This is a genomic window from Micromonospora zhanjiangensis, assembly GCF_042650605.1.
Lineage (GTDB): Bacteria > Actinomycetota > Actinomycetes > Mycobacteriales > Micromonosporaceae > Micromonospora_J > Micromonospora_J zhanjiangensis.
This window is the reverse complement of record NZ_JBHSBN010000025.1, coordinates 76,960-84,794: the sequence shown is the minus strand read 5'-3', so window position 1 is coordinate 84,794 and position 7,835 is coordinate 76,960. Positions and strand designations below refer to the sequence as shown.

Below are 7,835 nucleotides of genomic sequence, written 5' to 3'. Positions count from 1 at the left end.
CGCTGGGACAACTCAAACGCCTGTGGAGCGCAGGTAAGACCGGACCCCGTGCCGGCACCGCGCCGAGAAGCAGGAATCCACCCGGACGCCGCGTGTTCCACGCGCAGCGTGGAGGGAATCTCCGTCCCTTAGGGCGGAGAGATCGTCAACGGACCGTCGCACCCATCGGTACGGTCCGGCGGCGGCGGGCCAGCAGGGCGACGAACCGGGGCCGGGTCGCACCGGCCGGGCGCCGGGTCGTCGCGGGGTGGGCGGCGACAGGTGCCGGCAGGGTGGCGACGGTGGGCGCGGGCGAGATGGCGACGGTGGTGGTGCCGGGTCGGAGGTGGGCCGGTGCCGGGTCGCTGTCCGGAGCGGCGGGGGCGTCCGCGTCGGGGTCGGGCGCGACCACCGGCGCGATGGCGGTGCCGCGGACGATCCGGCGCCGGGCCCAGGGAGTGGCGAGGGCCAGCGCCTCGTCCCGCAGCAGCCGGGCGTCGGCCGCCGCGACCATCGCGGCCCGCCAGGCCGCCTGCTCCGACTCGACGGCCGCCTGGTGGGCGCGTACCCGGTCGGCCCGGATGGCGCGGCTCAGGGCCCGGTCCTGCTCGGCCGGCTCCAGCTCGGGGTCCCACCCGTTGCGGTGGGCCAGCGCGTCCAGCATCGTGGCCGAGCTGATCTCCGCCCGCCAGTAGGCCGCCATCACGATCCGGTGCAGGTACCGGGCACGGTCCCCGTCGTCGTCCGGGCGGCCGACCGTACCGGTGGTCGGCAGGACCCGGGCGGCGGGGCCGGCGTCCACGGTGTGCAACGCCCGCCGGGTCTGCGCGACGCGCTGCCTGGCGGCCAGCCACTCCTGCCGGGCGGACCGGGCGGTCACCGCGGCCAGGCCGGCCACGACCGCCGCCTCGTGGGCCCGTCGGCGGGCCGGCCCGCCGAGCCGGCGCGCGAACCGGGCCAACCGGCTGGGCCGTCGCGGCCGGCGGACCTTCCGTCCGGTACGTCGGATCGCCTCCCGCGGTTCCCGCCGGGGTCGGTCGGGCAGGCCGCGTCTGGCCAGCACCACCAACGTCACGACACCCGCGACCACCAGGACCAGCCAGATGGCTAGCGCCCACAACACGTTGACCAGAAAGGAGTGCACGTCTTCTCCTTTGCCAACACCGGACCCGACGAAACAACCGGATCGGCCCTCGCACGGAATCGGCCGACCGGGGTACGGGTCATCGTATCGACCCGCGGCGCTGCGGCGATCCGGTGCCCGAGACCTCCGGACTGCCTACCCGCCGCGGGAACCGTCTACACAGGAGACTCGGATGAGACGTCGTTTTAGCTGGAGCTGAATCACTTCGGCGCGGGGCCGGTCGGGCGGGACACTGGCCGGGTGACCGATCAACGTACCCGAGCTGAACTCTTCCGCAGTCTGCACACCGCCGGTTCGCCGCTGGTGCTCGTCAACGCCTGGGACGCCGCGAGCGCCCGGATCGTCGCGGCCGCCGGCGCCCGCGCGATCGCCACCACCAGCGCCGGCGTCGCCTGGAGCCTCGGCGCGCCGGACGGCGACGCCCTCGGCCGGGACGCGGCCGTCGAGGTGGTCGGCCGGGTCGCCGCCGCGGTCGACCTGCCGGTCACCGCCGACATCGAGGCCGGCTACGGCAGCACCCCGGCCGAGGTCGCCGAGACCGTCCGCGCGGTGCTGGCCGCCGGCGCCGTCGGGGTCAACGTCGAGGACGCCCGGTACGACGGCGCCGGCGGTTCCCCGCTGCGGGACGTCGCCGAGCAGGGCGAACGGTTGGCCGCGATCCGCGCCGCCGCCGACGCGGCCGGCGTGCCGTTGTACGTCAACGCGCGGATCGACACGTTCCTGCGCGGGGTCGGCGGCGTGCCGGAGACGGTGGAACGGGCCACTGCCTACCTGGCCGCCGGCGCGGACGGCGTGTTCGTACCCGGGGTGGTCGACCCGGAGACCGTCGCCGCCCTGGCGTCCGCCGTCGCGGCGCCGCTGAACATCCTCGCCGGGCCGGGCGCCCCGCCGGTGCCGGAGCTGGCCCGGCTCGGGGTGGCCCGGGTCAGCCTCGGTTCCGCGGTCGCCGAGGCGGCGTACGGGCTGGCCCGCCGCGCGGCCCGGGAGGCGCTGACCGAGGGAACGTACACGGCGCTCGGTGACGCGCTCGACTACGGCACGCTGAACGCCCTGATGCGGGACTGAGTCCCGGCCGGTCGGTCGGGGCCCGTCGACGGGCCCCGACCGCGGCTGGAACTATCGGCGGGTGGTGAGGCCGTAGCCGTACGGGAACAGCGGGTCGTAGTGTCGGTCACCCACGTTGATCGGCTCCTGCGCCTCGCTGCGGGGCCAGCTCACCGGCAGCTTGCCGGTGAACTGCCGGCGGCCGAAGAGCACGTCGGCCACGCCCGCGCCCTCGCTGCCCGGCAGCCAGGACATCACGAACGCGTCCATCCTGACCAACTCGTCGGTGACGATCTGCGGCCGGCCGGCGACGTCGAGCACCACGCAGGTCCGGATCGCGCCGCACACCTTCTCGATGTTGGCCCGATCGGCGGCGGAGAGGTTCAACGTGTGCCCCTCGACGCCGACGTCACCGAGGAATTCCGCGTACGGCGTCTCGCCGACCACGACCACGCCCACGTCGGCGCCGGTGGTCGGCGCGGACGCGTCCGCGCTGTAGGTGACCTGCCGGGCGGACTGCCGGATGCCCTGCAGGATGGTGGTGCCCGGGAAGGCGGTGTTGCCGGACTGGCCCTGCCAGCTCACCGTCCAGCCGCCCGCCTGGTTGCCCAGGTCGTCCGCGTTCACCCCGGCCACGTAGATGCGCTGGGTCGGCTTGAGCGGCAGCGCGCCGCCGGTGTTCTTCAGCAGCACCTGCGACTGCGCGACGGCCCGGCGGGCGACGGCCCGGTGCGCCGCCGAGCCGACCTCGGCGAGGTGCCGCCGGTCGGTGTACGGGCGCTCGAACAGGCCCAGCTCGAACTTGGTCCGCAGGATCCGGCGGACCGCGTCGTCGATCCGGGACATCGGCACCCGGCCGGCCACCACCTCGGCCGTCAACGTCGCCTCGAAGTCCGGCGCGCTGTACGGCTCCATGAACATGTCCATGCCGGCGTTGACCGAGGTCCGGACCTGGGTGGCGTAGTCGCCGGGCAGCTCGTGGATCGCCTCCCAGTCGCTGATCAGGAAGCCGTCGAAGCCGATCTTCTGCTTCAGTACGTCGGTCAGCAGTTCCTTGTGGGCGCTCATCTTCAGCGGTGCGCTGCCCGGCCGGTCGGTCCACTGGACGCTGGAGAACGACGGCATGATGCTGCCCACGTCGTGCCGCCGCACCGCGGTGACGTACGGGGCCAGGTCGACGTCGCGGAAGTGCGCCCAGTCGGTCATCGTGACGCCCCGGTCGATGGTGCCGATCGTCGACGTGCCGAAGCGGGTGTCGCCGTCACCGGCGTAGTGCTTCACGGTCGCCAGCACCCGGTCCGGCCGGGCCAGGTCCCGGCCGCCGTTGCCCTGGAACCCGTCGATGGCGGTCTCCATCTGCTCGACGAGTTGCGGCGTCTCGCCGAAGCTCTCGTAGCTGCGGCCCCAGCGCATGTCCCGGGTCACGCAGACGCACGGCGCGAAGACCCACTGCGGGCCGGTGGCCCGGGTCTCGGTGGCGGTGACGTGCTCGACCTCGCGGACCAGGGCGGGATCGCGGGTCGCGCCGAGGCCGATGTTGTGCGGGAAGACGGTCGCGCCGACCAGGTTGTTGTGGCCGTGCACCGAGTCGACGCCGTACAGCAGCGGGATGTGCAGCCGGGTGGCCAGCGCGTACGACTGGTAGGCGTCCACCATGTCGGCCCACGCCTCGGGGGTGTTCGGCGTCGGCGTCGAGCCGCCGCCGGACAGCAGCGAACCGAGCTGGAGCCGGGTGATCTGGCCGCGGTCGGCGTCGACCGAACCCCGCTCGGCCTGGGTCATCTGGCCGATCTTCTCGGCCAGCGTCATCCGGGACAGCAGGTCGGCCACCCGGCGCTGCACCGGCAGGTCGGCCCGCAGGTAGGCCGGCCGCTCGGGCGAGCGGTCCGGGGTCGTGGCGTGCGCCGGTACGCCGGTGCCGGCCACCAGCGCGACGGCGAGCAGGGCGGTGCCGGTCAACCGGCGACGGGTGGGCGTACCGGATCGGATTCGTCTCACCTGGTCCTCCAGGAATGTCGGGCTGCGGAACGGTGGTCGGTGCCGGTCCGTGGCACCACCCGGGGCGGACATCCGGGGGAGCGCTCCCACGGAGCCTATAGATCTAAACACAGCGATATCCGCTGCGCACGTGGCGAGGCGGATCCCGCCGCCGCCCGTCGCCGGCCGCCCGTCGCCGGCGCCCCCGGCCGGCGGGCCGACGGCGCGGTATCGTCCGGCGGATGGCGGGTGTCGCGACGAACGGGGGAGGCTGACGTGCTGGTCGGGTCGGGCGCGGCCGGGGCGGATGCCGACGGCGCACGCCGCGCGCTGTGGGAGCGGACCCGGGAGGGGCCGGTCGCCGAACGCGCGGCGGCGGCGGTGGCGCTGGCGGTCTCGGTCCGGGACGGGTTGCGCGACCACCGGCAGGCCCGGGCGCTGCTGGACTGGGCCGTCGGGACCGGGGTGGAACCCGCCGTCGCGCTGGCCCACCTGCACCGGGGACACCTGAACCAGGTTGAGGGGCAGCTCCAGCCGGCCCGGTCCGACCTGGACGTCGCGCTGCGGTCCGTCGATCCCCGCTGCGCCGCCCTGGCCGCCCTGCACCTCGGGTGGTTGCTGGTCGACCTGCGCGACGACCGGACCGCCTGGAGCAGGTACGAGTGGGGGTTGGGGCGGGCCGAGGGTGCCGTCCGGGACTGGCTGCACCTCGGGTTGGCCGCGACCGCGGTCCGGCTCGGCTGGGTGCCGCAGGCGCAGGGGCACCTGAGCCGGGTCGACCCGGCCACCGGGGGACTGGTCGCCGGTTACGCGGCGCTGCTGTCCGGCCGGCTGTACCGGACGATCGGCCAACCGGAGCTTGCCGCCGGGTACGACCAGCGGTTGCTGGCCGACGTCGGGGCCGTCGGGTTGTGGCCGGCGCTGCTCGACCAGGGCCGGGCGAACCGGGTCGACCTGCGGATCTGGCGGATGGCCCAGTGGGTCCGCTGGCTGCGGGCCGGCGGCGGGACCGGCCTGCGGTTCGCCGACCGTCGGCACCCGGACGCCCTGCTGGTGCTCAGCGCCGAGGCCGGTCTCACCGTCGGCACCGTGCCGCCGGGTGGCGGTCGCCGCCGCTTCGACAGCGCCGCCTACCTGACCGGCCTCGGGTTCGAGTTGCTCGGTCCCGCCCCGGCCGGGAACGGGCCGACCGACTCCTGGTTGTGCTGGACCGTCGGTGACGCCGACGACGAGACCGTCGCGATGACCTGCGAGAGCGCCTTCACCAGCGGATTCGGCCGCAAGGACGACTTCGACCTGGCGGTCACCCGGGAAACCGCCGGGGAACCGCCGCCGGTTCCCCGGCCACCCGCACCCGACCTGCTGCCCTGAGGCGGCGCCGGTCCATCCCGGACCGGCGCCACCCCGGATGGTCAGCGGTTACGGGTCTTGGGCAGGTCGAACTGGTCGGCCGCCCGGCAGTCGCGCGGTCCGCCGATCGCACCCGGTCCGAGTCGCCGCAGCTCGGCCCGCGCCCGGGCCCGGCCCAGGTTCCAGACGTTCCACGCGTCCGGTTCCTTCAGGTCCTTGGCGATCCAGCTCAGCGTGCAGCGGCGGACCGGATCGGGCAGCGTGGCCAGGGCCGGCGTCGCGTCCGCGGACAACGCCCGCAGGTACCACGCGTCGATCTTGCCGGCCTGCTGGTAGCGGGTGACGTTCCGGCGGGCCGCGTAGTCCTCCGGGTTGAGCACCGCGAGGCTCAGCAGCATCGCGACCGCGAGCCCGACGGTCAGCCGGGGGATCCAGGCACCCCGCCACCGGATCCCGGCTGCCATGATCATCAGGAAGATGGTGCCGAGCAGCAGTTCGAACGCCATCACGAAGATGCGTTCCCCGGTGAAGCTGTAGACCTTCTGGTAGGTGTACAGCCGGGACAGCGCCGACACCACGATCACCACGCTGAGCGCGCTGAGCAGGCCGAGCAGCACTCGCAGCAGGATCCGCTCGACCGGGCGTTCCCGCTGCGCCCAGCGGGTCACCGCACCGAGCACCGCCAGGGTCAGCAGGGTGACCACGACCAGTTGCCAGAAGCCGCTGCGGGCGTACTCGGCGTAGTTGAGGCCGGCGGTCTTCAGCACGTGCTGCTGGCCGCCGAACAGCACGGTGAACTGCACCGCCACGAAGCCGGCGAAGAGCAGCACCAGCGCGCCGATGGGCAGGGCCCACTCCGTCGGCCCGAGCCGGCGTACGCCCGGCGAGTCCACCGTGGACAGGTCCGGAGGCGCGCTGATGGTGTAGACCGCGGCGACCGCGATCAGCCCGCCCACGGCGAGCAGGAAGACCCAACGGAACACGCTGCCGCCGTTGATGTCCGGCGACAGGTCGCCGAGCAGCACCGAGAAGGCGGCGTCGGCCGAGGAGAGCAGCGCCCCGAAGACGATCAGCACCAGCACGGTGACCACGACCGACCAGGCGATCCGGCGTACCCGGGCGGGCCGGGCCGGACCGCCGACGTGTCGGCGTACCCAGGGCAGGCCACGGAAGGCCGCGAACGGCGCCGCGACCGTGCTGTACAGGATCGAGCGCACCCCCCGACCACCGACGATTGCCAGCGCCGCGCACCCCAGTGCGCCGAGGACGCAGAAGGTCACCAGCCACCACGCGTTCCGGAAGGCCAGCACCGACGTCAGCGCCAGCGCCGCCACCGTCCAGCCGGTACGTACCCAGCGCTCGGTGCGTGGTTGCCCGGCGGTGGTCCGCCGTACCGCGCCGGCGACCCCGGCCACCAGGGTCAGCGCGGCGAGGAACCAGCCGATGCCGACGTGCCCGAGCGGCAGGAAGACCGCGAGCCCCAGCGCCCCGGCGAGCACCGCGGCCGGCACCAGCCGGCCCAGCGTCTCCGTCGGCCCCGGCCACCGGGTGGCCAGGAACGACGGCGGGGGCGGGGCGGTGGCGAACGGGCCGTACCGCGGTGCACCGGGAGCGGTGGGCCAACCTGGAGGCGGCGGAAAGCCGTGCGCCGGTGGTGCGGCCGGTCCGGCGGCCGGCGGCGCGGTTGGGGCGGCGGCCGGCTGCGGTGGCGGCCCCGGACGTTGCGGCGGGATCGCCGGTGCGGCGGCGTCCCGCGTCGTTGCCCCGCGCTCGGCGGTCGGTTCCGGCGGGTCGGCCGGAGCGGTGTCCGACCGGGGCCCGTCCGAGGCGCTCGCCGGGGCGTCGGCCGCCGGCCCGTCCGGGCGGTCGGTGGGCTCGGTCGGCGCGGACCGCTCGGTCGCCTCGGCCGGCGCCGAGGGGTCGGCGCCGGGTGCCGGCGCCGCGGTCCGGGTCGGTTCGGGGGCCACCGCGGCCCGCGGGGCCGGACCGGTCGACGGTACGGGCTGCGGGTCGCCCGGCGCCGGCTGCTGCGTTACGGCGGGCGCGGCCTCGTCGGTGGGCACCAGCGGGATGAACGCGAAGTAGCCGCGGGTGCCGGCCGGGATGGTCACCGGGATCGCCCAGCCGGGCTGGTCCTGCGGTCCGGGCCACGGCAGGCCCCCCGGCGCGCCGTCGGTGGCCGGCATGACCAGCAGGTACGGCGTCGTGCCGACGGGCGGATCGACGGCGGCGGGTGCGGCCGGCGCGGGTGGCGCCGCCGGGTCCGGCGGCCGAGTCGGTTCGGACAAGGTGCTCTCCTCGATCGACAATTCCCGACACTGTACGGGTCACGCACCGTCAC

Annotated in this window: 5 protein-coding genes; 2 read left to right on the top strand and 3 right to left on the bottom strand. The window is 75.0% G+C overall.

Annotation, left to right across the window (positions count from 1 at the left end):
- Positions 1-145: 145 nt before the first annotated feature.
- Positions 146-1,123 (bottom strand): hypothetical protein, encoded by a 978-nt coding sequence (locus ACFOX0_RS26925; RefSeq protein WP_377551043.1) that lies wholly within the window; start codon positions 1,121-1,123, stop codon positions 146-148.
- A 240-nt stretch (positions 1,124-1,363) separates the two neighbouring features.
- Between ACFOX0_RS26925 and ACFOX0_RS26920 the strand changes: the two genes are divergently transcribed.
- Positions 1,364-2,188 carry an isocitrate lyase/PEP mutase family protein gene (locus ACFOX0_RS26920; RefSeq protein WP_377551040.1) on the top strand — a complete coding sequence of 275 codons (825 nt, stop codon included), beginning with the start codon at positions 1,364-1,366 and terminating at the stop codon, positions 2,186-2,188.
- A gap of 51 nt (positions 2,189-2,239) precedes the next feature.
- Here the strand turns inward: ACFOX0_RS26920 and ACFOX0_RS26915 are convergent, their stop codons facing one another.
- Complete coding sequence (locus ACFOX0_RS26915) at positions 2,240-4,165, bottom strand: glycoside hydrolase family 3 protein (protein ID WP_377551038.1); 1,926 nt, start codon at positions 4,163-4,165, stop codon at positions 2,240-2,242.
- Positions 4,166-4,393: 228 nt separating this feature from the next.
- Between ACFOX0_RS26915 and ACFOX0_RS26910 the strand changes: the two genes are divergently transcribed.
- Complete coding sequence (locus ACFOX0_RS26910; RefSeq protein WP_377551035.1) at positions 4,394-5,515, top strand: hypothetical protein; 1,122 nt, start codon at positions 4,394-4,396, stop codon at positions 5,513-5,515.
- Positions 5,516-5,556: 41 nt separating this feature from the next.
- On the opposite strand, the gene ACFOX0_RS26905 is transcribed toward ACFOX0_RS26910, so the two are convergent.
- Positions 5,557-7,782: a DUF4153 domain-containing protein gene (locus ACFOX0_RS26905; RefSeq protein WP_377551033.1), complete on the bottom strand. Its 2,226-nt coding sequence runs from the start codon at positions 7,780-7,782 to the stop codon at positions 5,557-5,559.
- Positions 7,783-7,835 lie beyond the last annotated feature (53 nt).